The 25,693-nt window shown below is 47.0% G+C and carries 14 protein-coding genes; 2 read left to right on the plus strand and 12 right to left on the minus strand.

The annotated features are described in order from the left end of the window. From T359_RS0113060 to hpf, 10 genes are all read right to left on the minus strand, one after another. Positions 1 to 2,454 (minus strand): hypothetical protein, encoded by a 2,454-nt coding sequence (locus T359_RS0113060; RefSeq protein ID WP_026517866.1) that lies wholly within the window; start codon positions 2,452 to 2,454, stop codon positions 1 to 3. Between the two features lie 51 nt (positions 2,455 to 2,505). Next, positions 2,506 to 2,871, minus strand: a complete 366-nt coding sequence (locus T359_RS0113065; RefSeq protein WP_026517867.1) for an alpha-L-rhamnosidase C-terminal domain-containing protein — start codon at positions 2,869 to 2,871, stop codon at positions 2,506 to 2,508. Between the two features lie 13 nt (positions 2,872 to 2,884). Continuing rightward, positions 2,885 to 3,082: a hypothetical protein gene (locus T359_RS0113070; RefSeq protein ID WP_022777649.1), complete on the minus strand. Its 198-nt coding sequence runs from the start codon at positions 3,080 to 3,082 to the stop codon at positions 2,885 to 2,887. 717 nt (positions 3,083 to 3,799) lie between these two features. Next, positions 3,800 to 4,858 carry an electron transfer flavoprotein subunit alpha/FixB family protein gene (locus T359_RS0113075; protein WP_035784483.1) on the minus strand — a complete coding sequence of 353 codons (1,059 nt, stop codon included), beginning with the start codon at positions 4,856 to 4,858 and terminating at the stop codon, positions 3,800 to 3,802. A gap of 203 nt (positions 4,859 to 5,061) precedes the next feature. Continuing rightward, positions 5,062 to 5,853, minus strand: a complete 792-nt coding sequence (locus T359_RS0113080) for an electron transfer flavoprotein subunit beta/FixA family protein (RefSeq protein ID WP_026517869.1) — start codon at positions 5,851 to 5,853, stop codon at positions 5,062 to 5,064. 113 nt (positions 5,854 to 5,966) lie between these two features. Beyond that, positions 5,967 to 7,127, minus strand: coding sequence for an acyl-CoA dehydrogenase (locus T359_RS0113085; protein ID WP_026517870.1), 1,161 nt, complete (start codon positions 7,125 to 7,127; stop codon positions 5,967 to 5,969). 107 nt (positions 7,128 to 7,234) lie between these two features. Beyond that, the gene (locus T359_RS0113090) at positions 7,235 to 8,107 is read right to left on the minus strand and encodes a 3-hydroxyacyl-CoA dehydrogenase family protein (protein ID WP_026517871.1); all 873 of its coding nucleotides are present in this window, start codon (positions 8,105 to 8,107) and stop codon (positions 7,235 to 7,237) included. A gap of 41 nt (positions 8,108 to 8,148) precedes the next feature. Continuing rightward, complete coding sequence (locus T359_RS0113095; RefSeq protein WP_026517872.1) at positions 8,149 to 8,943, minus strand: enoyl-CoA hydratase-related protein; 795 nt, start codon at positions 8,941 to 8,943, stop codon at positions 8,149 to 8,151. A 51-nt stretch (positions 8,944 to 8,994) separates the two neighbouring features. Next, a complete protein-coding gene (locus tag T359_RS0113100) occupies positions 8,995 to 10,185 on the minus strand; it encodes an acetyl-CoA C-acetyltransferase (protein ID WP_026517873.1) in 1,191 nt (396 codons plus the stop codon). A gap of 192 nt (positions 10,186 to 10,377) precedes the next feature. Then, positions 10,378 to 10,908, minus strand: a complete 531-nt coding sequence (gene hpf / locus T359_RS0113105; RefSeq protein ID WP_026517874.1) for a ribosome hibernation-promoting factor, HPF/YfiA family — start codon at positions 10,906 to 10,908, stop codon at positions 10,378 to 10,380. A 467-nt stretch (positions 10,909 to 11,375) separates the two neighbouring features. Between hpf and T359_RS0113110 the strand changes: the two genes are divergently transcribed. Both T359_RS0113110 and T359_RS21705 read left to right on the plus strand, forming a co-directional pair. Next, positions 11,376 to 11,675, plus strand: coding sequence for a hypothetical protein (locus T359_RS0113110; protein WP_026517875.1), 300 nt, complete (start codon positions 11,376 to 11,378; stop codon positions 11,673 to 11,675). Positions 11,676 to 11,780: 105 nt separating this feature from the next. Further along, a complete protein-coding gene (locus tag T359_RS21705) occupies positions 11,781 to 15,032 on the plus strand; it encodes a S8 family serine peptidase (protein WP_051545386.1) in 3,252 nt (1,083 codons plus the stop codon). 82 nt (positions 15,033 to 15,114) lie between these two features. On the opposite strand, the gene T359_RS0113120 is transcribed toward T359_RS21705, so the two are convergent. Next, the gene (locus tag T359_RS0113120; protein WP_026517876.1) at positions 15,115 to 18,780 is read right to left on the minus strand and encodes a S8 family peptidase; all 3,666 of its coding nucleotides are present in this window, start codon (positions 18,778 to 18,780) and stop codon (positions 15,115 to 15,117) included. 99 nt (positions 18,781 to 18,879) lie between these two features. Continuing rightward, a complete protein-coding gene (locus T359_RS0113125) occupies positions 18,880 to 25,665 on the minus strand; it encodes an Ig-like domain-containing protein (RefSeq protein ID WP_026517877.1) in 6,786 nt (2,261 codons plus the stop codon). Positions 25,666 to 25,693: the final 28 nt, after the last annotated feature.

Here is a 25,693-nt window from a genome sequence, read left to right on the forward strand (position 1 = left end):
TCATACCCCCATGCTTCTCATTTCGTATTCCATGGTCACGAAGTCCACATCATCGGGCCATCTCTCCATGCCCATCTTCGCAAGCTCATGGGCCTTTTCATAATTGCCTTCCAGGACCTCCACATACATCTCATAGATGTAGGAATCCTTGCACTCGCCGTAGTAGCAGTTTTCGCACAAAGGCATCTTTCTGACTTCCTCAATCTGCTGCCTTGCCTTGGCAAAATCACCCAGGGCAGCATAGCCGATAATGTCCATGCTGCTGTAGAGAGTTGCGCTTTCAGGATCTGCTTTTACGTGCTCCTTGTTTTCTTCCAACAGGATGGTTGCGTACTCTTTTGCCTTTTCATAATTCTTCATAAGGCTGCAGATAAAGGCCAGATGGTTAGCTCTGTAAAAGAGCCAGTAGTCCTTCTTCTGGGCTTCTTTAAACTTCTTTTCATGTAAGCGAAGCTGACCCTTAAGGTCGCCCTTGATTCTCATGAAATAGTCATCTATCTCTCTGTCCTTAAACACATGATGAATAAGGTTAAACTTCAGATACAGACCCTTGGCCTTCTTGATATTGCCCTGATAGAGCTCAAGGAGGATCTCTTTTGTCTTTGTATCCAGGAAGTATTTCTCATTTCTGTTCTTGAGGAACTCCCTGGCCTTATCCCACTGGCCAAACTGGGCATATATCTGGAAAAGATCGCTATCACCGATATCCAGATTCAGGAAATCGTACACCTTCAGCACCAGTTCTTCAGCCTGAGAAGCTCTTCCGGCTCTTCTGAAAGCATTGACACTGGAATAAAACAGGCCATCCATCTGGTCTCCGGCGCCGTTTCTTGAAAGGACCTTGATCTGATGAAGGACACCCTCTGCCGCAGTTTCTCCAAGATTGATAAGTCTTTCCGCAGCCGCAAGCTCCCCGGCATCATCCTTAAGTCCCTCGCAGGCCTGGGCCATAAAGTACCATCCGTCTATCTCCAGCTGATCCCCGTCAATAAGTCTCTGGGCAATCTTCTTTGCCATTTCAAACTTCTCCATTGAAAGAGATGCGCTGGCACAGCTGATAAGCATGGTTCTCTCATCCCCGAATTTTTCAAGGACAAGGTCCATGATATCCATTGCTGCGTCTATATCGCCCTTCTTGGAATAGGCATTCATCCTGGACACATACCAGCTGGAAAGACGATAATCATAATTTTCTATATCCTCTTTGGAAGTGAGCTGATCCCTGCTGTTTATAAGCCTGTCGGTGTATTCCAATACCTTGTCTGTATCATCTTCCAAAGTCGCAATGGCCACCGCCAGATTGTCATAGTCAAAGTCCGGAATGCCGCCTTTTTTAATTCTGTCAAAATAGATCCTGGCCTTATCAGGGGCTTGAGTTGTGCCGGTTATGCAGCACCAGGCCATCTCTTCATTGAACTTGGGATCCTCATTTACCACTTTTATATTGTCATCCGCGATGATCTGGTCGCAGACCTTAGCCCTGTTATAGGCAATGACAATGCGCTCTGAATTGGCCATTTTTACACGCATAGCCTTTCTGAAAACCTCAGTGGTATCGCGTTTTTTGCCCTGCCCCATAAGTGCATCCACAAGAAACAGGTACAGATCCACCTGGTCCGGACTCTTCTCGATCGCTTCCCTGCAGTACTTCTCACATTCCTCAAATCTCTCAAGGGTGAGCAATCCCCGGTAAAAATTCTGAATAATATAGGCATCCTCAGGCATCTTTTTGTAAAGAGCAAGGAGAGTGTCCATGGAATCCCCATTGGAAGAAACAGTGAGTCTGGCCTTCAGGGCCTCTCCATAGGGGTGCTTCTCAGGAAGCTCCTCTATCTCATCAAGGAGAGCCAGGGCCTCCTGCTGCTTATTTTCTCTCTCCCTCTTAACAGCCCGGTAAAAGAGTTCCCTGTATCTGTCGCACTTAAATCCGTCGGTTCCAGGGGTGAATAATTCCAGGGGCAGTCCCTCTTCACCCTGCATTCCACCGATAATTACAAAGTCTATGAAATCCTTGTGCCACTCGTTATAAAGTTCTTCTTTTCTGGCGATAACATCAAATTCATCCCCGATGAGGTTCCATACTTCCTTAGAGAGGTTGAAGCTGTCCATAAGGAAGGTAAAAAGGCACTCCTGGGCCTGAGGTCTTGTATCCAGGTTGGTAACTATTGGCTCATCAAAAAGCTTTCTCCAGCACTTTGGATCCTTTCTTTTGGTAAAATCGTTGTAGATATCCTCCAGCTGTGCTCTCCACTGATCCAATGGAGTTTTTTCGCCGCTGCTGTCATCTGACTCCTGGGCGAATTTCTGTGCCTGTTCGTAGGCTGCCCTGAGCCTCTTAAATCCCTCAGGATCATCCTCGGGATTGGTCTTTTTAAGCTCACTTCTGTAAGCCTTTGTGATAACGTCCTTATCCTTGGTGGGTTCAATCCCCAACACTCCCCATTCAATACTCATTTTTTCATACTGTTCCCTTCTTTTGTATTTCCCCTATTACCCCTCTTGTTTTCAGAAGTTAAATTCCTGCTCTCCGCTCTCAAGCTCCCTCTTTTCCCCTGATGGGAGTGTCAGTGTGCAGGTGGTGCCTTTAGGAGCCGCTACCTTCATGGTTCCGCTGTTTTTATCATAAGAAACGCTGATAGTTCCGAATTTTGTCTCAATGCTTCCCGAAGCACTGTCCAACTCTTCCATTATAACGGGTTTTACATAAAAATGCTCATATCCCGGCCCCGTAAGAGTGCCCACCTTGGAACCGTTTATTGTAACATCCATGGAGCCGCCTATCATTTCCTTTACAGAAAAAGATGCAACGTCAGCTCCGTCATTAAGTTCACATAATAATAGCCTTCCGTACTCACCTCTTGCATCCCCCATTTTTCACGGCAAATTATTCCATTTCCTTCAGTATTTCTGCTGCTCTTTCGCTGCCGTGCTTTGCGGCATAGGAAGCCCATTTCCTGGCCTTGGCGAAGTTCTTCTCACCGAAGTCACCCTTGAAGTAACCTACAGCGATCTCCTCGGCGGCCTCGATGCTGCCTTTGCCGGCTTTATCTATTAAGTCTAATAATTTCTGTTTCTTGTCCATTTATATATTTACTCCGTTCTTTATTGGCTTGTAATTCATAGTTTCAGCGCAACTATCATAACATGATATGGCGGGAATGAGCTAGATTAATTGTGTTTCTAGAACGAGAGACAAATCCTTGTTTTTCGTCACCACGCATACGCTGTGGCAAGCGAAGTTCCCCATTGTTAGTCAAGGGATGGCACTAGAGGTGCCATCCCGATAGACAAGGGTGTGTGCCGCTCCAATTCCGTCAAGGACTTTCGCGGCATAAATCCTCGCGCAGCTTTTCATATACCCGCCTCACGTCAAGTTGTGGCGCTGCGGTTTATTCCACGGTTCCTTGACGGAATTGGAGCTTGGGGGAAGATAACGAAAACAGGAAAATAGGATAAGTTCTAACATTATCAATTGTTTTATCCTACATTTTTCTAAAAAAAATAGGATAAGATTCATGAATTGCGCTAGTCTTATCCTATAATTTTTCGAAATATTCGTCATACCGATTCTATATAATCCATATCGTGATATTTTATAGGATAAAACTATCACATTTCACTCATCTTATCCTATTTCACAAAAACCAGTGCACTTGTTACATGGGCAATTTGAGGGGAAGCCAGGGAGGTGAGCGGCTCAGGAACCATTTTGAGTCCGGGCCGGTTTAGCTGTGGATGAAATGTAAAAACGGCCCAGACCAAAATGGTCTGAGCCGCGTATTATCTAGTATGTCTCAAATCAGCCCTTAGCTGCAAGTGCCTCTTCGATCTTCTTTGTCAGTGCAGGAACGATCTTGTTAAGGTCGCCTACTACGCCGTAATCAGCTACATCGAAGATAGGAGCGTTCTCATCCTTGTTGATAGCGATGATGAGATCTGACTCTTCCATACCGGCAACGTGCTGGATAGCTCCGCTGATACCGATTGCGAAGTATACCTTAGGACGAACAGTCTTACCTGTCTGACCTACCTGAAGATCCTTAGGCTTCCAGCCTGAATCTACAACTGCACGTGAGCAGGAAACTGTTCCGTGAAGTGCCTTTGCAAGATCATCAAGAATCTTGAAGTTCTCAGCTGATCCAACACCACGTCCGCCGGATACAAGGATCTTAGCTTCCTGGATGTCCTCAACCTCTGAAACTGCCTTAACAATCTCAAGGATCTTTGTGTAGCAGTCGTTCTCTTCGAATCCCGGATTGAACTCTACAACCTCAGCCTTAGCGCCCTTTACAGGGGTGATCTTCTGCATAACGCCGGGACGTACAGTAGCCATCTGAGGACGGAAGTCAGGGCAAGCGATAGTAGCGATTGTGTTACCACCGAATGCAGGACGTGTCATAAGGAGCTGTTTGTGCTTCTGCTCCTGTCCCTCTACAGCGTTAAGAGGGAAATCACCGATATCAAGCTGTGTACAGTCAGCTGTAAGACCTGTGTGAACACGTGAAGATACACGAGGGCCAAGGTCACGGCCGATAGCTGTAGCACCAACAAGAAGGATCTCAGGCTTGAACTCGTTGATAACAGATGCAAGAGCGTGTGTGTAAGGCTCTGTTCTGTAATCCTTAAGTGCAGGATCGTCAACAACGATTACTCTGTCTGCACCATACTCAGCAAGAGTGTCTACAAGGCTTCCAACGTTTTCACCAAGCAGAACTGCTGTAACTTTCTTCTCATCAAGATCATTTGCAAGATCTTTTGCTTTGCCCAGAAGCTCAAGAGCGATTCCGGAAAGCTCATTGTCTACCTGCTGAGCAAAGATAAATACACCTTTATACTGTTCTATATTTTCTCTAGGCATGACTATTCTCCTTTGAATTTTGTAATAATTTAGTCCGTGATATACGCATGTCTCCGCTTACGCTCTCGACATGCTACATACATTCGTAAATCGACCTGCTCATTTCATTCACATGTCTTTTTTACTCATGTATGTTCGTTCCTCAAGGTTTCATTTATATGCCTGCAAGCAGTCATAAATGAAACTTTTCGTCACTATATCACTCAGATAACGTGCTTCTCTGTAAGCTTACCTACAAGGTACTCAACTGCTTCTTCTGCTGAATCAGGAGTAACCTTCTCGCCCTGGCCCTTCTTTACTTTGTCAGAAGCCTTTGCGATCTGTGTAGGTGAACCCTTAAGTCCAAGGTTAGAATCGTCAACATCCTTAAGATCTGCTCTTCCCCAAACTGTAACTTCCTTCTCGAAAGCATCAAAGATTCCGCCGGGAGTCATGTATCTGGGCTCACCAAGCTCTGCAAGAGCTGTGATAAGGCAAGGCAGCTTAGCCTCAACCATGTGATAACGATCCTCGAACTGACGCTTAACAACAACCTTCTTAGCCTTCTCGTCAACCTTGATCTCTTCTGCATAAGAGATTACAGGAAGTCCAAGGTGCTCAGAGATCTGAGGACCAACCTGAGCTGTATCACCATCGATAGCCTGACGGCCGGTGATTACAAGGTCATACTCCATGTTTCTAAGTGCGCCTGCGATTGTTGATGATGTAGCCCATGTATCAGCTCCACCAAGTACTCTGTCAGTAACAAGAACTGCCTTGTCAGCACCCATAGCCATGGCCTCACGAAGAACTGCCTCAGCCTTGGGAAGTCCCATGGTTACAACTGTAACCTCTGCTCCGTACTGATCTTTTAATCTAAGTGCTGCCTCAAGGCCAGCTTTATCATCAGGATTCATGATAGCAAGCATTGCGCCTCTATCAAGTGTTCCGTCGGGTTTGAATTTAACGCCGCCCTTTGTATCAGGGACCTGCTTAATGCAAACTACTACTTTCATTATGTTTTCTCCTTCTCTTATTTTCAGTTATTCACAAGGAAGTTCGGCTCTCGTGCAAAACACTCGACCGAACGAAGTAACTCACTAGATTCGAAAGAACCTCATCAAGTGATTTACTTCAGAAGTGCGCCAGAGATAACCATTCTCTGAACCTCAGATGTACCCTCGTAGATTTCTGTGATCTTAGCGTCACGCATCATTCTCTCTACTTCGTACTCTCTGATGTAACCATATCCGCCGTGAAGCTGTACAGCCTTGGTTGTAACATCCATTGCAACCTCAGCAGCAAAAAGCTTAGCCTTTGCAGCTTCAATTCCGTAGTAGTCTTTTGTCTTCTTAGCATCAGCTGCCTGATATACAAGAAGCTTAGCGGCTTCGCACTGTGTAGCCATGTTTGCAAGCTGGAACTGTGTGTTCTGGAAAGCACCGATTGCTCTGCCGAACTGCTTTCTCTCTTTTACATACTCAACTGTTCTGTCAAGAGCGCCCTCTGCAATACCAAGAGCCTGAGCAGCGATACCGATACGTCCGCCGTCAAGTGTGTGCATTGCGATTGCGAAGCCCTTGCCGCGAGTACCAAGAAGGTTCTCAGCAGGAATGTGGCAATCCTGGAAAATGAGCTCGTATGTGGATGATCCACGGATACCCATCTTATTCTCTTTTGTTCCGAAGGTGAAACCAGGTGTATCCTTCTCAACGATGAATGCTGAGAACTTCTTCTGCTTTCTGCCCTTCTTATCTTCTACAACATCTGTGTAAGCGAAGATGATGTAAACATCAGCTTCCTTACCGTTTGTGATGAAGCACTTGGATCCGTTAAGAACCCACTCCTTGCCATCCTCTGTAAGAACAGCCTTGGTCTGAACGCCCTGAGCGTCTGTTCCAGCCATGGGCTCTGTAAGACCGAAAGCACCGAGCTTCTCGCCCTTAGCAAGAGGTACAAGGTATTTCTGCTTCTGCTCCTCTGTACCATATGTAAGAATAGGATCGCAGCAAAGTGATGTGTGAGCAGATACGATAACTGCTGTTGTACCACAAACCTTTGCAAGCTCCTCTACACACATAACGTATGTAAGAGGATCACATCCCTGTCCGCCGTACTCCTTTGGTACAGGAATACCCATAAATCCGTACTTCTGCATCTTAGCAACGGTCTCTCTTGGGAACTCCTCTGTCTCATCAACGTCTATTGCATGAGGCTTAACTTCTTTTTCTGCGAATTCCCTGAAAAGAGATCTAGCCATTTCATGTTGCTGATCAAGCTGAAAATCCATTATAATTTCCTCCGTTTTTTATATTATTCATAATGAAGTTCTGCTCGCATCTGAAGATGCGCCAGAACTAAGTAGTACACCAGGCTCGAAAAGACCTCGCCAGGTGATTACTTATCTGTAGGAACCTTGTTTCCGTCTGCGTAGTTGTAGAAACCGATACCAGTCTTAACACCGAGCTTCTTGCCACGAACCATCTTGCGAAGAAGAGGGCAAGCACGATACTTGGAATCTCCGGTCTCTGCATAAAGAACGTCCATGATAGCAAGAACGATATCAAGACCAATGTAATCGCCCAGCTCAAGGGGTCCCATAGGATGGTTACATCCAAGCTTCATAGCTGTGTCGATACCTGCGATATCTGAAACGCCTTCTGAATATACGAAGATACCTTCGTTGATCATAGGAACAAGGATTCTGTTTACTACGAAACCGGCTGCCTCGTTAACCTGTACAGGAGTCTTTCCGAGATCCTCAGAAATCTTCTTGATCTTGTCTACGTACTCATCAGGAGTGTTGGCACCCTGAATAACCTCTACCAGCTTCATAACAGGAGCAGGATTGAAGAAGTGCATACCGATGATAGGCTTAGCAAGACCTGAACCGATCTCTGTGATTGAAAGTGATGATGTGTTAGATGCAAAGATGCAATCAGGATTCTTAACGATGTTCTCCTGAAGCTCCTTGAAAAGATTCTTCTTGATGTCCATAACCTCAAGAGCAGCCTCTACTACAAGATCAGCATCAGCACAGATGTCATTAAGACCTGTCTGGATCTTAGCTGTGATAGCATCAGCCTCTTCCTGAGTCTTCTTTCCCTTGGCAACCTGCTTATCAAGACCCTTCTTGATCTTGGCAAATCCGCCCTCAGCAAACTCAGTCTTGATATCGCAAAGATAAACCTTCTCTACAGACGCAGCCTGAGCAAATGTCTGAGCAATTCCTGATCCCATTGTACCAGCGCCAATAACAGCAACCTTCATTTTGTTTTCCTCCTAGTATTTTCTTATTATTTATCTATTGATCACGCGTTTTTAAAATCTACTACTTTTACCTTCTTAGGGTCGTCTTTCTTTCTAAGGAAGTTAGCCATACCCTCTCTCTGATCCTCTGACTCGAAGCATGAGCCGAAAAGCTTCTCTTCGATTACAAGAGCATCGTCGATGTTAACCTGAAGACCATCGTTGATTGCCTTCTTGCATGCACGAACAGCGATAGGTGCATTGGCTGCGATCTGGTTAGCCATCTTCTCAGCAGCTGCAAGGAGCTCTTCCTGAGGATATACAGCGTTAACAAGACCAATTCTGTAAGCCTCGTCAGCCTTGATGTTCTTAGCAGTGTAGATAAGCTGCTTAGCCATTCCGGCGCCGATGAGACGTGCAAGTCTCTGTGTTCCGCCAAAGCCGGGGGTGATTCCGAGACCAACCTCAGGCTGACCAAACATAGCATTTTCTGAGCAGATACGGATATCACAGCTCATGGAGATCTCGCATCCGCCGCCAAGAGCGAATCCATTGATTGCAGCGATTACAGGTACAGGGAACTGCTCGATCTTACGGAAGATGTCGTTACCCTTCTTACCGAAAGCCTCACCCTCAGCCTTGGAAAGTGTACTCATCTCGCCGATGTCAGCGCCTGCAACGAATGACTTCTCGCCGGCACCTGTAAGAACAACTGCTCTTACAACGTTTGTATCAATTCCGTCGAAAGCTGCAGCAAGATCATCGAGAACCTGAGAATTAAGAGCATTGAGTGCCTCAGGACGATTGATTGTTACAACAGCGATCTTCTCTTTTACTTCGCAATTAACAAAACCCATTTATAAATCCCTCCTGTGAAAGATTTTAGTTATTATTATTCTCACTACTTTTTAGCGATATTTCTCAACGATTGTTGCGCAGCCCATTCCGCCACCGATGCAAAGAGTAGCAAGACCCTTCTTAGCATCGTCTCTCTTAGCCATCTCGTGAAGAAGAGTAACAAGGATACGGCATCCTGAAGCTCCTACGGGATGTCCGAGAGCGATAGCGCCACCGTTTACGTTAACCTTGCTCATATCAAAACCAAGGTCCTTGGCAACTGCAACTGACTGTGCAGCGAATGCCTCGTTAGCCTCGATAAGATCGATATCATCAAGTGAAAGCTCTGTCTTCTTAAGAACCTTCTTGGTTGCAGCAACAGGTCCGATACCCATAACCTCAGGCTCAACACCTGCAAGAGCGCCGCCTACCCATGTAGCCATAGGCTTGATTCCAAGTTCCTTAGCCTTCTCTTCGCTCATAACAACAACTGCTGCAGCGCCGTCGTTGATACCTGAAGCGTTACCAGCTGTTACAAGGCCGCCTTCCTTGCCTGAGCAGCATTTAAGCTTAGCAAGAGTTTCAACTGTTGTGCCGGCACGAGGGCCCTCATCAACCTTGAACTCAACGATTTCTTTCTTAACCTTAACAGGAACAGGAACGATCTCGGCGTCGAACTTGCCATCAGCCATAGCCTTCTCGCACTTCTGCTGAGAATTAGCTGAGAACTCATCGAGCTCTTCTCTTGTAAGGTTCCATCTATCGCAGATATTCTCTGCTGTGATCATCATGTGATAGTGATTGAATGCATCTGTAAGAGCATCGTTTACCATGGTATCTACAACGGTTCCGTTGTTCATACGATAACCAAAACGTGCATTAGGAAGTGCGTAAGGAGCCATAGACATGTTCTCCATACCGCCTGCTACTACGATATCAGCCTCACCGGCCTTGATAAGATCAGCTGCCATGTTAACGCAGTTAAGACCTGATCCGCAAACAACATTAAGGGTAACTGCAGGAGTCTCGATAGGAAGTCCTGCCTTAATTGATGCCTGTCTTGCTACGTTCTGTCCAAGACCTGCCTGGATAACGCATCCCATGAGTACCTCGTCTACCTGTTCAGGCTTAACACCTGCACGATTAAGTGCCTCCTTGATTACGATTGAACCAAGTTCAGCTGCAGGAGTATTGCTGAGAGCTCCGCCCATCTTGCCGATAGCTGTTCTCACTGCGCCTGCCAAAACTACCTTCTGTGCCATAAAGCATTTCCTCCGTTTTTCGGACTTCCGTCCTTAATTTGTATTTAATTTTTACCTCTTTGTTCTACATTGATAAATTTTTATCAGAACGAATTTATTATATCATTCACATTAGCGAAATGCAATAAAAATAGCTCCCCGAAGGAAGCTATTTTGGAAAATCTCCATAAATTGATATTTATTTAACAGAATTTAGAATTCAGGCTCGATAAGACCGTAGGTATTGCCCTTTCTCTTATAAACCACACAAATCTGATCTGTCTCAGCGTTAACAAATACAAAGAAGCTATGTCCCAAAAGCTCCATCTGTACGCATGCATCCTCAGGATACATAGGCTTGGGATCGAACTTCTTCATACGCTCGATGCGGATTTCCTCATCATCCATGAAATCTGCTTCGATGTACTCCTTCTTAAAATAGCTGGCCTCTGCCTGCTGCTTGTCAACCAGTTTGCTCCTGTACTTCTTGAGCTGTCTCTCAATGACCTCTTCTACAAGGTCGATTGATACGTACATGTCGTTGCTGACCTGTTCTGCACGAATGATCTTACCTTTAACAGGAATGGTAACCTCAATCTTATGTCTGTCCTTGTCAACGTTAAGTGTTACATTGACCAATGTATCGGGCGTGAAATACTTTTCAAGCTTGCCGATCTTCTCCTCAACTGCTGCATGCAGTCCCGGTGTGACCTCAATGTTTTTTCCTACGATGGTAAATTTCATGCGATCATCCCCTTTACTATGCTGTAAATAGTCTAACAATTAAACTATTTCAGCGAATATTGTATATACGTTATTATACCATTCAAAAAAGATTCTATGAAATAATCTTTTTATAAAAATATGGCCTTTTGTAGATTATGCACAAAAAATATCTGTTGCTTTCTATTGTGTAAAATCCACTTGTAAAACATTGTTTTTGTGGACAATGTGGATAACTTCGTGTATAAGTCGCAAATTCGCCCTTTTTATTCTGTGGATTGTGGATAACTTTTAAAATTTTTATAAAAAAAAAATATTAATTCCATGTTGACAATTAATTTTCTGTGCATTTCAGAGAAATTGTGTTATTTATTTCAACAAAAAGGACTTTTCATCTGTATATAATAATGTAAGGCAACAAACACAAGAGAGGTACTGTATTGACTATGAAGAGACAAACTAAAAAAATCGCATTAGGAGTATTCATTATGATCTTTCCATTTTCACTTCTGTTTGGCTGCGGCGGCCCCGTGAAAAAAATCGAGCCTGCACCGGCAGCTGTCATTCCCGCCGCCGGAGAGTATGTTGAAGGAGCTGAGCTTTTGTGTTTAGCCCAGACCGAGGAGGAGGCAAAGAAAATCGCAGAGCTCTACGGCATAGAGCTGGTGGAGTTTTCCTACGGTGTTGCCACCTTCCACACCACAGAAAATCCCGGGGATGTAATCAAAAGAGGCCTCGAAAAGGGCTACCCTGAACTTTCCATAAACGGCTATTCTGAGCTCTATTAAGCCAAAAAACCAAAATAAAACCTCATATTTTGATTCATTGATTGTTTTTTTCCTGCGGACACCTATGTATAATAACTCTGTATGAAAAAAGAAAGGGGAAAGACAATGTATCAAAATAAGTTCAAACAGATAACCGCTGCTGTGCTCAGTGCTGCGCTGGTTATGGGACAGGCTCCCACTTCCTATGCCGCAGAAGATGAAGAAATGCTCATTATTGAAGACAGCATCGAAGACATCGAATCATCCGATGACGAAGCCTTTGAAGAGGCATCCGACAGCGCATCTGATGATTCTTTTGAGGAATTATTTGAAGATTACATAAACACCGACGACTACGACGCAGCTTCAGATGAAGCCTCAGAAGAAACAGAGTTAACACTTTCCGAAGAGGATGAGAATGACGAGGCTCCTGCAGGGGATACCCTTCTTCCCGAAGGCGTAGTGGGAATGCCTGAAGATTACGAACTCACCGCTGAGGAAAAAGAATTCAAAGAAGAACTTGCCGAAAACACTCAGGCCCTTGAAGCTTTCGCCGGAATGGTCGAAGGTGTTGATTATGTATCCGATCAGGTAATCTGCCTTGCAGATTCACAGGAACATGCCGAAGAGATCGCGGCAGCCTACTCCGGAGAGCTTGAGAGCTTTGAGTATGGCGTGGCTGTTATTGATCTTGCAGACAGCGAAGTCAGCATCGAAACAGCTTACAGCCTTGCTTTCGACACAGACCTGAATCTCCCCGCCGTTGAGCCCAATTATATCTATCACCTCATTGGAACTGCTGATGGGTATGACGTAGACACAGATGATGAATCTTCTTATTTCAATTATGAGGATGTTCCCACAGTTCAGAGCTGGGAAGATGTTTACGGAAAAACAGTAAACGGCGTCAAATTCAATGATTCTTTTCTTAGTCCCACAAGCCATTATTATCAGTGGCATCACGATATGATACATACCTATGATGCCTGGAAGATCACAACAGGCGGCAATCACAAGGTCACCGTAGCTGTCATCGACTCAGGTGTTCAGAAGGACCACCCTGACCTGGGCGGACGAGTAACCGTAGGTATGGGCGGCGGAGACGGCAACGGTCACGGAACTCATGTTGCCGGAATCATCGCTGCTACAGCCGGTAACGGAATCGGCGGAAGCGGTATAGCTCCCAAGGCCAGCATCCTCTCACTTCAGGTTCTGGATGCAAACGGAGTTTCTTCCTCAGATGATGCAGTCCTGAAGGCCATCAGATACGTTGCGGGCATCAATTCCAACAATACTGATACAGGAATCAGAAGAGCCGACATCGCCAACTTAAGTCTCGGCGGTCCCGCTTACAATCAGAGCGTTCAGCAGTCCATCAATCTTGCAACAGCCCGTGGTGTTACAATCATCGCAGCCATGGGAAATGAGCTTTCAAACCACACCTCTTATCCGGCAGCCTACAAGAATGTCATCGCCGTAGGCGCTGTCAATGAGACCGGTAAAAGAGCATACTTCTCCTGCTACGGATCCTGGCAGGACATCAGTGCTCCGGGAACAGACATCACTTCCTGCTATCCCACCAGCCTGTCTCCCGGCAGATACTCAGGCGGTAAGGGTTATGAGGTAATGGACGGAACATCCCAGGCAACTCCTATTGTTGCAGGAGCCTGTGCCCTTTACATGGGCTATGTAGGCCATGTTTCACCGGAAAAGATGCAGAAAGCACTTAAGGCTAGTTCAAACAAGGGCATTCTCAATGTCGGCAAGCTCATCAAGTCAGCCAAGCCTATTTCCACCGAAGGAACAGTAACCGGCAAGAAAAATGTAAAATCAGTATCAATCCAGAGCACTTCCAACAACGCAGGATACAGACTTAAAAATAAGAACGACAAACTTACATCAGCAACTATTTACCTTGATAATTCATTAAGCAGTATCACCCTGAAGGCAGTACAGCCCGTAAGCTCAGGCACAGCTCCAAACCCTTCCTGGACTTCCAGCAAAAAAGATGTAGCAACTGTAACAGGAAGCGGAGCCAGCGCCACAGTAACAGCTGTATCCAAGGGTAAGACCACCATCACCTGCAAGGCCATGGACGGTTCAGGCAAAAAGGCATCCGTTACCATCATCGTAGCCCAGGGCGTCACACAGGTCATGGTAAGCGGCCAGACTGTTGTCACTCCCGGTTCAAAGGTAAGCTACAAGGCAACAGTTTATCCTACAGATGCCAGCTTTAAGGATGTGACCTATAAGCTTGAAAAGGCCTACACCGGTGTTCACCTCAATGAAAAGAACGGAAAGGTGACCATCGACAGCACTGCAAAACCCGGAAGCTTTAAGGTAATTGCAACATCTAAAGATCCCGGTGCAAAACAAGGTTCTGCAAACGTAACAATTAAGTCAGCAGCTGCTACAAAGGCAAGCTCAGTAACCCTTACAAAGCCTTCAACCACAACCATTTACACAGTGGCAAAGAACGGTCTGCCAACAAGCGTTGAACTGAAGGCAAAGGCCAACAACGGAACAGATATCACCTGGAAATCTTCCAATGACAAGGTTGCAAGACTTTCAGCAAACAGCGGCGGTTCAGTTAAACTTAAGGCTGTTAAGGCAGGTACAGTAAAAGTAACAGCCACAGCCAATGACGGTTCCAAGAAAAAGGCCACCATCACCATAAAGGTAGGCAATCCTGTATCAAGTCTTCATCTGGTAGCAGGCGGAGGCACAGGACTCTCACTGGCAACGGGCTGCAGCACAACCTTTAAGGCAGTCCTTGGTTCAGCCTACGGAAAGCCCACCAACAAAAAGGTAAACTGGACTTATGAGATCTACGGCCGCGGCAACAACGGACTTGAAAAGTTGAGCTCATCTGCGCAGAACTACTGTAAGCAGAACGGTGCTTTCTTTACCGTAAATGATAAAGGTAAAGTAACAGCCAACAGCACTTCAACCTTCTCAAGCCACGTTTCAGCCATCAAAAAGTACGGCGCAAGCTACTCAGATTATGCAGTAAAGGTAAAGGCTACCGCCGCTGACGGTTCAGGAACCTACTCCGAAAAGACACTCTACAAGGTAAACAGAAACTACTATATAAGCTTCTATGTTTACAATAACGGTTCAGCTTCCTTCTACAACTCTTACTATGCAGACAAAGGACAGGTAGGTTACATCTTCGTGGATGCCAATTTCTATGAGCTGGCTGTTGAAAGCAGCAATCCTCAGATTGCCAATGCATATGTTACAACAGTAACCATGAATAACGGCGACAAGAGAAAGGTTCTTAGAGTTGATTGTAAATCAAGAGGGACCTGCAATATCACCGTTAAAACAGTCGATGGCTCAGGAGTTAAGGGAACCTTCGAATTCCAGGTATTGTAAAGCCATATAAAGCCATAGAACTTACACATAAAAAAGCCTTGGAGCTTCGCGTCCCAAGGCTTTTTCTTATTCTTTTTACTGGTTACTGGTTCGAGGACTTTTTTATCACCTGAACATTAAGTGTCTTGCTGAATCCTGATCCATCCCGGAGGCTTACGGTAATCTTGGCCGTGCCCTCTTTGTAGGGATAAATTATAATTCCCGCCGCATTAGATCGGGTTCCGTAGTAAGCACTGCATATGGTAGTATCCAGACTGTAGACGCTTACAGGATATTTCACAGTATTTTCCACCTGAGAGTTCTCGTCCACTCCCACAACAGTGGGAACGGCAAGTTCATCATCCAGATCGATCACAATGGTATCATCAAAGGCACCGGCCGCAGTGTAGACTGTATCACCACTTGAATTCTTGCTGGCGGTATATTTGATAAATTCTATCTTTGTTCCGGGATCCTTTCCCCTGAAGATCGAAGATTCCGCTTTAAAGTGGGATCCGTCGGCAGGGGTGGCATAAACAACCAGGCCAAAGTCCTTATATATCTTATCTCCGTTGTTGTCGTAGCCGTACCTGGCCAGGTCATCCATGAACTTTTCTTTGGTGTCCACCTTTACTTTTCCGTTTGAAAAAGTAAAGAAGGCCTTGTTCTTTTTGATTGTCTCCAGAAGCTCCGGATCATCCTTACTAAGTTTTCCGGATCCGTAGGGCTCCTTATATCCCACTATGTCATAATCCCAGATAACTCCTGTATTATCAGGAGTGCCATAGGCCTTACCCATCACTGCATTTACCGTGGCGGTGGCTCCATAGGCCATGTAGTTACTCTGATTGTCCTTAATTGTAAGATACAGTCCCGAAACAGGAATTATGACCTTCAGGTTGATCTTGTTACTCTTTTTACTTCCATCAAGAGCCTTGCAGGTGATGGTGGTTTTTCCTTTAGAAAAAGCCCTTATAGTAGCTGTTGTCCTTCCTGTTTCAGAGTCAAAGGCTGTTCCCACAACCCGGGCAACACCGGGATTGGAGCTGGTAAAGGAAACCTTTTTGCCAAGCCTTGAATCCGGGGAGTAGGCGGCGCCCACCAGTGTCAGGGTTGAATCATATTCATAGTTGTTCTCGTTATCATCTGATACGGGAATAAGGGTTGTCCAGTCGGATCCGGCTCCCGCATTGGGATTATACAAGGTAACATTGGTAGCTTTCTGAGCTATATTAAAAATGGTCATGGCCTTGATATTGCTGTTATCAAGGGAAGAAACCCTTACGGTGATATCGCCGCTGTAATTAAGGCCCTTTGTCACGGAGACCTTTCCGCTTGAAGTCACAGTAACTCCCGGCACATTCTTGATAGCGCCGGTTTCACTGTTATATGCGCCAACCTCCCACCTCAGGGTCTTGACGTTGGCATTGGTGGGAAGGACCTTGGCCTTAAAGGAGGCCTTTGTTCCTGCCTGAATATAGGACTGACCTGATAATTCCAGGCCTGTCACAGGCTGCTTTACAGTAATCTTGATGGTCGTACTCTTTCCCGAGCCATCGGTGGAAGTGGCGGTTATCTTGGCTGTTCCCTTGGAAAGAGCTGTTATCCTTATCTCTTTTCCGGAATCTCCAACCTGATCAATTCTCACCACCTTGGAATTACTGTTCTTAAATACCGGAGCTTTGATATAGTCATCGAAGTCTCCGTCTTTGGTGGTCTGCTGAGCATATACAACCAGGGAGGGATATCTGTAATACCAGCCGGGAGTTGTATCCTCCGCAGGCTCAGGTGAATTATTAAAAAGAACTATCTCTTTTATTTTGCCAGACGAATCAGAAGTGATATAGCTTCCGGAGGTATCACTTAAGATCCTTATGCCGGTCACCGCCTTGTCGCTCAGAACCTTCACCTTGCAGGTGGCTTTTTTGCCGGAGCTGTCAAGGGGCTGACAGGTGACAGTGGCTGTTCCGGGGCCCACAGGTTCAAGTTCAACCTTGGAAAGGCCGTAGCCTTCCGAATCTCCTGATATTTTAACAACCTTTGTGTTGGAACTGCTCCATTTAAACAGGGTGTAGTTGATATCACCAACCGCTACTCCATCGCTGTTCTTGCGATATTCGATGGTTCCTACCCCAAGCTCTGCATAATCCGCTATTCCTGCAGCGGGAGAGGATAAAGTAATGCTCTTTTGATCAAGAGTTATGGTTTCAACGGTTCCGTTGGCCGAATCAATGCCGGTATCCTTGGGCTTCTTACCTAGCATGGCGGCCACATTGACAACACCTGCCCCCATTCCGGGCTGGGTGGCCTTGGTGGCGGAGTTCTTAAGGACCTTCAGCATGGCATCGGGGCTGACATGGCCCACATAGCTCATATAAAGGGCACAGGCCCCCGCAACAATAGGGGATGCCATAGAGGTGCCGTCCTTGCTGCCATAGGTGCTTCCGCTGCCCATCAGTGAAGAATAGATGCCGGCTCCGGGAGCGGAGATATCCGCCCAGTCACCGTAATTGGAGAACTCGGCCAGGGTATTGTCCTTTTTGGTGGCGCAGACCCCTATGGTGTGCTCATATCTGGCGGGATATTTCACCAGATTGGAGCCGTCGTTACCCATGGCTGCCACCACGGTGACTCCCTGGGCATAGGCTGCGTCAAGGGCTGTCTTCATGGCTGCTGAATATGTATTGGAGCCGATACTCATATTGATGATATCCGCTCTTCTTGCCTTATAATAAGTGCCGCTCTCGCCGTCAACGGCTCCGGCAACATACTGGATAGCCTTGACCATGTATGAAATAACAGGGGAACTGGGCTTACTGGGCCTGCAGACATTAATGGGAAGGATCTTGGCTCCGGGAGCCACTCCCGCTCCGCCCAGGTCATTGCCTATGGATGCGGCCACAAGGCCTGCCACATGGGTTCCGTGGCCATAGCCGTCTTCATTACTGTCATTAAGGCCCATGTCGTAGGTATCCTGATTGACCTGCTCATAATTATCCACGATGGCATCCTTAAGGTCCTCATGATCAGTCTGGACGCCGGAATCAATGACAGCCACCACGATATCGCTGCTGCCCTTGGTGAGTTCCCAGGCATAAAAACTTCCCAGAGCCTCATGATACCATTGGTATTTTGAGTCAGTGGGTTTCAGCATGGGATCATCATTACCGGCTGCATAATACTCCTCAGACCAGTTCTCAAAATCCCCGTATTCTTCTTCAAAAGACATATAGATATTGGCCTCAACAGCAGGCACATTGCTGTCAGGATCGATGCCGTATTCAAAGGCATCCACAACACTGAGGCCGCTGTCCTCAAGGCTTATGGTGGCAAGGCCGTAGGAATAGTCTATAAGCTCTCCACCGTAGGCCCTGGCTATTCTGCCTGCTTCCTCCTCAGAAGAAGCAAGAGTTATAACCTGATCTTCCACATAATCGGTTCCTTCCTCCATCTCAAGAAGTTCGGAAAGAACGTCATTTTCCGCAAGCTCTGTTTTAATCTCCAGCTCTTCCTCGGTCAGCACCAGCTCTTCTGCAGATTCCTCAGAAGACTCTTTTGTGGTCTCTTCAGGAATCTCCGGAAGAAGCTCCGGCTCCTCCGATAGCAGTTCCTCCGATAATAGCTCCTCCTCCGGTAACAGTTCCTCATATAATTCCACATCAAAATCAGCCTGCGAGGATGCGCAGGCTGTTTGAGTGTTGTCTATTAACATTGCGGCAGCCATAAATAATGCCAGTTTTCTTGCTGCCCCCACCCTTTTGTACCTCAAATTACTCTACTTCCTTTCATATCTTGTAAGTCAATTATATAACAGATACCCGGCAAAAGGGCGCTTTTATGCACTTTTAACACATAACTAAAGAAATTTTCAGAGATTTGGCCCCATTATTTTGGTGCCGGTTATCGAAGTATCGATAAGTTTTAGGTTCTGGCCCGAGTAGTTTCCGAACATGCCTTTAATCCTGCACTTCTCAAAGGTGAGATTTCTGATGGTAACATAGGCGCTGTTTGCGGGATCATAATGGCTCATAAAGCAGCAGTATGCCGCATCATTTTTACCCTGATAAGCTCTGATATCAGTGTTCTTCACATACATGGTGTCGCAGACTACAAATTCCGACTGTAGATATCCGGACTGCTTGGGCTTATTGTTGGGCTCCACATAGATGCCGCACTGCGGGGCTGTGCCGTGGCTGTCTCTGATAAGGCAATCCTCCACTCTGAGACCCTGCTTATAATCCTTGTCGGTGCCAAGGTCAACAACGGATATGCCGTTTCGTCTGTTGTTGAAGATCTCACAGTTCTTTACGGTGATGTTTCTGCAGCCTATGCTTGCTGCGAAAAGAGCTCTTGTGCCGATATAGATTCCATCACCCCAGTTCTCATAGATCATCATGTCGGATATGGTCACATTGCAGGCGCCGGCCAGATAAATACCATGTCCGCTCTCGCCGCCGGAACCTGTATGCCTGTTTCTCTCGCCCCAGATCTGACCTCCAGAGATCTCGATATTGTCAGGAACAACCTCGCCTTCGCCGTAGTCCAGTTTTTCACCCTGAACAATGATAACTCCGTAGTCTCCCAGGTTATTTCCCTGAACTCTCAGGATGGCATCGGGATCCATCACCAGTCTTACACCGGAAGTCACATGGATACCTGTGGAGAGCATATCCGAGCCGGATATGATATTAAAGGCAGACACATCATAAACTCCGCCGGGAACAAAGACTGTAACGTCACTTTCCTTGTGGCCTGCTTTTTTGCTGTTTTCATGGGCCTTTTTGATGGCTTCGTTGATGGCCACATTATCTGACCTGCCGTCTCCGGGGGATGCGCCGAAATCGGTTATTACATTGATTCCTTCCACATGCTCGGAAATATAAACGGTGCAGCTGGCCTTCTTTCCGTTGGAAGTTGTGACCGTCACCTCAACCTTGCCGGTGGAATTGGCCTTAAGGGCCAGGGCCTGTCCGCCTGTGGTGGTGATCTCTCCATTCTTTCCAAAGAAGGAGCCGTTGTCATAGCCCGCAATTATCTTCTGGGCATCGGAAGCGTTCTTTACACCTCTTACCACATTGGCATCAATTGCCGCCGTCTCCAGGGCTTCGCTGTTTCCTATGGTCCAGGTAAAGGATACATTCTCGCCAAAGGCCTCCTCGGGACTTACTACGGGAGTGAGCATGTTGTATGCTGCCCAGCTGCTTTCCTTTACTGTAGATTCATTTTCCGCATTCTCGTTCTTAAGTCCCATATAAAGGGCCTTTTTATCGATGGACAGTTTGGACACGGGCTCACTTACCCTGATTCCGAAGCTGGCCTTGAGACCGGAGCCGTCATTTAAAGTGGCTGTGATGGTGGCTGAGCCCGCTCCCTTGGCAGTTACCTTGCCGGAGTTCTTGTTGACGGTGGCCACGGTCACATCAGAACTTGTGTAAATGAACTTCTGAACCTCGGATTTTACCTTGCTGTCACCGGAAACCAGATAAGCCACAGCCTTGGGACTGAAGCTCTTTCCCTTTTCCAGGGTATAGGTCAGATTACCGAATTCGATGCAGTTGGCATTTCCGTGAATCGTCACAGTACAGGTGGCTTTGAAGGAAGCCCCCTTCTTATTTGTGGCTGTGGTCTCAGCCTGGATCTTTACGGTCTTCTTGGCGGTGTCATTGCTCTTCTTTGCCTTGATAAGAACCTTATTTCCGTCATTCTCATAAAGGTCGGTGGTGACTGTAAGAGCTTCGCTCTCCTTATCATCTTCCACAAAGCAGATGTCCTCTGCATACTCCTTGGGGATGGTCCATATAACTCCCGCTTTCTCAGGAGCTGTAGGTGTCAAAATAGCGGAAAGCTCTGTGGCCACGCCTCTTCCAAGGGTTATCTTTGAATTGGAAAGAGCAATCTTACTTACCTCATTGGAGGTGACCCTCACCTTGCAGGATAAGGTCTTTGTCTTTTTTGCTCCCATTGGAAGATACTTGGCCTTAAGAGTAATATTACCCTTACTGTCCACATTTCCTGCTCCGATGGTGCAGGTTCCGTCGGGATGTTTTTCTATTCCCACGTATTTATTTGCTGAAAGCTCCCAGTCAATTGACCCCTGAAGCTTGGAGATCTCAATAGCTTCTCCGTTTTCATCAAAGCCGCCGGTGCAGCCGTAGCCTTCAGAAGAAGCCGGCGTAAATACCACTGAAACTGTATATTCTGCTCCGGGCTTCATGGATACGGTGCTTGCACTTAAGGCAGCGCTCTTTACAGGCACATAGATCCTGACAATGGCATTCTCATCATCCTCTGAAGCCACGCCCTCTGTAGTATTCTCGGCTTTTACCCTGATGCAGCCGGGCTTAAGGGCCGTGAGCTTACCGGTCTTTTTCTCGATGACAGCCTTATCGGTCTCGGTGCCGTCAAGATTCGTTACAGTCCAGTAAACCTCCTTATTAAGGGGCTGGTCCTTCTTGTTTCCGCCGTTAAGGATGGCATTTAGCTTGAGGGTCTTTTCCACTGCCACAAGGCCCTTTCCTGTGTCGATCTCAATGGACTTCACAGGATTGCCTACATTAACGGAGCATTTTGCACTTGCATCTCCCGCAGAGGCGGTAATGACAGCCTTGCCCTTTGACCTTGCGACAAATACTCCGATGGTCTTGCCGCTTTCGTCAGTCCTTGTTTCTATAAGTTCTGCAACAGCATTGTTGCTGCTTGTAAACTCGATTTCTCCGATGCCCGTTGCAGGTATAACGGAAACAACCTTTATCTCAAAAAGATTGCCCTCCCCGGCCTTTAATGTGCTGTCGGAGAGTTTTATTGCTGTTATCTTGTCATAGACATTTACCCTGAACTTGGCCACAAGGCCGGTCCAGAGATTCTTGGCTATGATCACGGTGGTACCGGCGCTCTTTCCCTTGACGGTACCGTCTGAGGTCACCGTGGCAACAGCCATATTCTCTGAGCTGTAGTAAACATCTGTGTTGGCAGGGTTTGAAGGAGTGTAGCTCGAAGCCACCTGAACTGTTTCTCCCTGGGCCACCGACAGGCTCTCGCCATAGCTCTGGCGGCTGGAGGTGATCAGCTTTCCGCCGCAGGTTATAAGAAGCTCCCTGTCATCTATTTCTGCTGCCCCGGGATTGGAGGGATCTGCGATCACCACTTTCCAGCTTCCGTATACTGCTCCGTCATCCAGGGATGTGGCATAGATGAAGGCAAACTGCGTAGCTGCAGGCCACAGATCTGTGTATCCGTCCTTATTTACGTCCTCGGAATGGATAGCAACGGTAACAGTGTTTCCCATAGCTGCATCGGTCTGAGTCCTGCTGACCGGCATCTTTCCGCTCTCTGTCAAAAAGCCGGCTACAAGAGGATCTGAGGTGGTCCAGAGGATCCTTCCATCCTCATCCTTTTCTTTGTCAGGTAAAATAAACTGCGCTGTGAGATCCAGACTGTAGCCCTCGTCGCCCTCTCTGGTTCCGCGAAGGAGCACATAGCCTTCAGCCCCAACGTCGATTGTGGTAGGCTCATAGGCCCATCCTGCGTAGAAGGTCATATCTTCGGATACGAGAACAGGGAAGCTTGCAGGGGTTTTAAGATCTTCATCCTCAAACCATCCCGTAAACTTAAATCCGCTCTTTACAGGCTCTCTGTCAGGGGCTTCCACCATCTCACCGGGAGCTGCTTCCGCATAAGGAATATAGCTTCCGCCTCTTGTGTCAAAAGTCACCTTTCTTCTGGCTTCTTCCCACTGGGCGTAAAGGGTAATAACGCTTCCGTCAATGTAACCAAGGTTTTTGACCAGAGCGCAGTTGGTATATGTTTTTCCGCTGCCGTCGGCTCTTGTATTCCAGCCCGCAAAGTCATAGGCATTGGATCTCTCAAATTCATTCTCGGGAAGATATTCCTCCAGGTCATAGACATACTCGGCATCTATCATAAGACCCTGGGCATCCTCTGCATTGGCCTCAAAGGTAACCAAATAGGAATTGGGGGTATATCTGGCCACCAGCTTGTTGTCAGCTACTTTTTCCCACTCTGTGAAGGTGTAGCCCTTCTTGTAAGGAATCGGAAGATCCTGGGGCTCTTCCTCCGGGAAATGCAGTACATAGGATCTGCTGCAGCTTCCTCCGTCGGGATCCAGATCTGTTCTTTCATAGGTTCTCACGGAAACCGTCTCGCAGATCCAGAAGTCTTTCCTGATGCTTCTTACGGCATATTCCAGCTCTTCGCTGTGGTAGTCATCCTTCATGAAGGAATCGATATAGCAGAAGCTCTCCTTGCCGGATGAAGCGGAAAGCCTTTTTACCACCTGTCCGTCCCTGACAACCTCATAGCTCTGGGCGCCAACTCCCGCATCCCAAGTCAGGGTCACGGTGTTGAATCTGTCAACGCTGGCTTTTAGCTCCGCCGGAGCATGCGGGAATACCCATACGTAGAAGGATTCCGTCGAATCGCCGCAGATGGCTGTAATAAGGGTGCTGCCGATCTCATGTCCCTTTACAACGCCGGTAATCGGATTGACAGAGGCAACCTTTGGATCAGAGGATAACCAGTAGGGCTCCTCGGGAAGGGGTGCCTCCTCAGGAATAGACCTCAGTTTAAAGGTGTACTCCTTGCCCATTTCCACGTCTTCGCAGCCGTCAATGGTAACTCCCAGGAGCTTTGGTTCCACAATAATGTTAAAAGAGCTCTCTGCATGATTGCCGAACTCATCGGCCATAAGTGCTCTTGCTGTGATGGTAGCGCATCCTGCGGCTTTGCCGTAGAGGTATCCGTTGACCACAGTGACAACATCCGTGTCACTGCTTGTATACTCAAGCCTTCTGTTTACCGCATTCTTTGGGAAAACAGCGGCTCTTATCTTCTTGGACTCGCTGATGCCAAGATGAAGGTTCTCCATACCGTCGTCAAAAACGATCTCCGAGGGAGCCACCGGTGTTCCGGAATAGTCCTCGTTATCTGTGGTATAGGCCTTGATCTTGATATTGCAGTTGTGATTATCTCCATAGTCCTCCCAGAAGCTTTCATCATTTTCAAGAATGAAGCTCTGTCCCTTTTCAGCTTCCGTGTGTGTTATATACCAGGAAAAGGCCTCGCTTTCAAAGCCAAAGTATCCTGAGGGGATACTCTGATCATCTCCCTGGTACAGAGGGTTATAGAACTCTGCCACCACAGAAAATACCGTGCCGGGAGGAAGGTCTACAGTTTCATCCAGCTTGATGGTGGTAAATCCCGCATAGGTCAGAACACCTGAGGTCTGACTTGCCAGAGTTCCGCTCTCCGGATTCTCCTCAGGATCTTCAAGATCTGTATAAACAGAAATTGTGTATTCGGTGCCTGCAGCTCCGCAGTATACACCAACAGCCTGCAGCGTCTCTCCGGCAGCTCCGCTGGGGGCTTTGGAAGTGAAGACATTGGCTGCCTTTTTAGCTTTTACGGTATCCACGTCCATTCCACCGTCGTACTGATAATTGTTGTCGTAATTATCGGCACCTTCCATCTCGAAGGCGTGAACAAAATCATATAAGCTGGCATCATAGTAGGACAGCCAGAAATATCCGTCATATTCCTGGTTGTCATCAAGATTACCCTCAGTCCAGCTGTTTCTCACAAGCCAGGCTCCGTCTGCGGGCGGAGTATAGGTAAAGTGCTCTTTTGGGAAATTGTCATCCCATCCCACTACAGCCACGGAATGGTTGGCATAGCTAAATTCAGGATTGTAGAAAGAATTATACTTTGGATTGTAGACACCGGCCTGACTTCCGCCTTCAAAGGGGCTTACAGCGCAAAAACTGAAGGCTGCGGCTCCACACTTTTTTATCAGATTCTTGATAGGTACCAGGTTGTCGATACTGTATTCCTGGTCGTAATAGCTCTGGAGGTGGGCCATATCATCATAGGCAAGACCCTCATCGATTATGCGATAGTTGAGCTCCTGGGCCTCACTATAGGGGAGAGTCTCCTCTGAGGCCGCACCGGTCCAATTGGCAAGAACGTTCTCTGAAAGAAAAACATTTCCTCCAAGATCCAGCATATTTACGCCGGTTTCATGGCAGCTGTTGTAATCCCCCGCGGTTCCTCCCAGGGGATCTTCAACTGTTCTGTAGGAAAAATAAGCAAGATGCAGCTTGGAATATTCGGGACTGTAGTAATTAGGCAGATTCCCGTTATTCATCATATTTATCTCGGCCAGAGCCAAAGATGAAAATGCCCAGCAGGTTCCGTAGTCGCCCTGGTCATGAAGAGCCGGCAGATTGGGAGTCACATAGTACTCCTCCGGTTCATCCTCCTCAGACAAAAGTGACAGCCCGGAGGGATCATCTCCCCCCAGGCTACTTATATTCATCTTATGATCCAACTCACGAAATCCGGTAGGTGCGCGGCTCTGCTGATCTTCCTCGGGATAAAATGTGGCGGGATCCTCGGAATCTTCATCCAGAAGCTCTTCCTGAAGCTCAGCAGTCTCATCGGAAGATTCAAATTCTTCGAAGTCTCCCGCAGTATCTTCCTCAGAAAGAAGCTCCTCTTCCGGGGCATAGTCAATAAGAGAAGCCTCTTTGGAAGATTCTTCCTCCAAAAGAAGGTTCTCCTCGGATGCCGCATAGACTCCCTGGGTCCCTGTCAGCACCAGATTGGTAGCCAAAAGCAGCGAAATCAGCCTTTTCTTCATAACACTAATCCCCCTCACAAGATAAGTA

It is taken from the genome of Butyrivibrio sp. MC2021 (assembly GCF_000621605.1).
Taxonomy (GTDB): domain Bacteria; phylum Bacillota; class Clostridia; order Lachnospirales; family Lachnospiraceae; genus Butyrivibrio.

Bases quoted from the DNA above. Each gene is read 5' to 3' on its own strand.
- T359_RS0113090 (WP_026517871.1), bottom strand. From the start codon at position 8,107: ATGAAGGTTGCTGTTATTGGCGCTGGTACAATGGGATCAGGAATTGCT.
- T359_RS0113095 (WP_026517872.1), bottom strand. From the start codon at position 8,943: ATGGGTTTTGTTAATTGCGAAGTAAAAGAGAAGATCGCTGTTGTAACA.
- T359_RS0113085 (WP_026517870.1), bottom strand. From the start codon at position 7,127: ATGGATTTTCAGCTTGATCAGCAACATGAAATGGCTAGATCTCTTTTC.
- T359_RS0113065 (WP_026517867.1), bottom strand. From the start codon at position 2,871: ATGGGGGATGCAAGAGGTGAGTACGGAAGGCTATTATTATGTGAACTT.
- hpf (WP_026517874.1), bottom strand. From the start codon at position 10,908: ATGAAATTTACCATCGTAGGAAAAAACATTGAGGTCACACCGGGACTG.
- T359_RS0113080 (WP_026517869.1), bottom strand. From the start codon at position 5,853: ATGAAAGTAGTAGTTTGCATTAAGCAGGTCCCTGATACAAAGGGCGGC.
- T359_RS0113100 (WP_026517873.1), bottom strand. From the start codon at position 10,185: ATGGCACAGAAGGTAGTTTTGGCAGGCGCAGTGAGAACAGCTATCGGC.
- T359_RS0113110 (WP_026517875.1), top strand. From the start codon at position 11,376: ATGATCTTTCCATTTTCACTTCTGTTTGGCTGCGGCGGCCCCGTGAAA.
- T359_RS0113125 (WP_026517877.1), bottom strand. From the start codon at position 25,665: ATGAAGAAAAGGCTGATTTCGCTGCTTTTGGCTACCAATCTGGTGCTG.
- T359_RS0113060 (WP_026517866.1), bottom strand. From the start codon at position 2,454: ATGAGTATTGAATGGGGAGTGTTGGGGATTGAACCCACCAAGGATAAG.
- T359_RS0113075 (WP_035784483.1), bottom strand. From the start codon at position 4,858: ATGCCTAGAGAAAATATAGAACAGTATAAAGGTGTATTTATCTTTGCT.
- T359_RS0113070 (WP_022777649.1), bottom strand. From the start codon at position 3,082: ATGGACAAGAAACAGAAATTATTAGACTTAATAGATAAAGCCGGCAAA.
- T359_RS21705 (WP_051545386.1), top strand. From the start codon at position 11,781: ATGTATCAAAATAAGTTCAAACAGATAACCGCTGCTGTGCTCAGTGCT.